The sequence below is a fragment of the Methanoculleus sp. SDB genome (assembly GCA_001412355.1).
GTDB lineage: Archaea > Halobacteriota > Methanomicrobia > Methanomicrobiales > Methanomicrobiaceae > LKUD01.
Window position 1 is genome coordinate 1 of sequence record LKUD01000108.1, and the last position, 1,746, is coordinate 1,746.

The window sequence follows — 1,746 nt, forward strand, 5'->3', positions numbered from 1 at the left end:
AAAATGCAATTTTCGTCCCGTCCGGTGACCAGGCAGGGATACCGTCAACAGAAGGATCATTCGTCAGCCGGGTCCGGTCGGATCCATCGGCGTTCATTACATAGATCTCACGGTTTCCATCACGTTCGCTTTCGAACGCAATTTTCGTCCCGTCCGGTGACCAGTCCGGCCGCCAATCCTGTGCGGGATCGGTCGTCAGCCGGGTCCGCTCGGATCCATCCATATTCATTACATAGATATCCCAGTTTCCATCCTGATTGGAGGCAAATACGATTTTTTCGTCCGCTGCCATACACGGCATACACACCAGACCGAGTGAAATCAGTACAATGCCCGTGATTATTTTCCATTTTCTGTTCATAGGTCACCTCCTTTCTTGTCCTCCGGAGAAGAGCAGGATCTTTTTTCCTCTCCCCGGACCGTCTCAGAACTGATCCCAGATATATTTGACGAATATTTAAATATATTTGGAGAATTTTATAAATCAATCACTTTTACTACCCCGGAGATTACCATTAAGAGCAGGCACCGGTACGGATGCTTGCGGGAGAGGAGCGGAGTCGGACGGTGCGGTGGGGCGGAATGGTTGGAGAATACCGGAGGGAGGAATAATCAGGGATGCGGTGGAGGGATTGTATGCAGACCTGTCCCGATTGCCATAAGGAATGGCCCGAACTCCTGCCCGGCCTCCTCCGCCTCCGTCTTGTTCCGATGGTTCAGCGGCTCCTCAGAATGAAGAACTCGTAGCCGTACTCTTCTTTGTGCTCCCGGTGCATCCCGATCTCCCGCTCCGAGAACGCGACCAGCGCTTCCGCGCCGTGATCTCCGGCTGCCGCTGCATTCAGGTCGGGCAATCGTTCGAGGAGCGGCGAATAGTAATCATCCCACCACACGGATGCGGGGAGCGGGAAGGTCGCGACAACCTCGTAGCCGGCATTCTCAGCGATCACACAGTTTTCCGGGACCGTTGTTATCGCCGGGTAGCACTCGTTCCAGAACGCCGCCGCCCCAGGCGTTGGCTGATCGGTGAACCAGACCGCTTCGGTCAGGCAGAGGTCGCCGCCCGGCCGGAGAAGCCGCTTCCACATCTTAAGTCCCTCCCCGAACCCCACGACGAAGATAGAGCTCTCCGCCCAGAGGACGTCGAAGGCTGCATCCTCAAACGGCAGATCGTCCATGGATGCCTGTAGCGTCGTGTTCCTCTCTCCCACACCGGCCGCTCTCGCCTTCCGGGCCAGATCGTCCAGGTACGGCTGGTGGATGTCGACGGCAGTGATGCGACAGTCCCGGCATATGCGGGCCAGCTCGATCGTCTGCATCCCCGCCCCGCACCCGATATCCAGGATCTTTGGCCGCTCCGGGAGATTTTTCAGCATGAAAAACGCTTTTCTCGTGCACTCGTTGCTTCCCGGCCCCTGGCGGGGCAGTCCCTCGTGAATGGTGAAGATGAATGAAATATCCATTCCCGTTCATGCGTCGTCTGATCGCATAAAGGGGCAGTTTAAAGGCCGGAATCAGCTGGTCATGCAGACCGAACCGAATCACCCTGCAGTACCTGCCACCCCACGGATTGGAAATCCACGCCCCTTCCGGCACCCTTTTCATCCTCACCGGCGATAGCCCCTTGTTTAACGCAGCTTTCGATTGGGTTTCGGCTTTCTTCTTGTGGTCAAGGACAGCGAGGTTCTACCCGGCCGGGTCGTCGATCCGGATCGTGAGCATCCGGTTCATCACCTGGTCGTCGCC

The 1,746-nt window shown here is 56.8% G+C and carries 1 protein-coding gene and 1 pseudogene; both read right to left on the minus strand.

The annotated features are described in order from the left end of the window. Nucleotides 1-361, minus strand: a pseudogene (locus APR53_06250). 355 nt (nt 362-716) lie between these two features. Then, nucleotides 717-1,463 (minus strand): SAM-dependent methyltransferase, encoded by a 747-nt coding sequence (locus APR53_06255; GenBank protein ID KQC02959.1) that lies wholly within the window; start codon nt 1,461-1,463, stop codon nt 717-719. Nucleotides 1,464-1,746: the final 283 nt, after the last annotated feature.

Coding starts and splice junctions, on each gene's coding strand:
- APR53_06255 (KQC02959.1), bottom strand. CDS start 1,463: ATGGATATTTCATTCATCTTCACCATTCACGAGGGACTGCCCCGCCAG.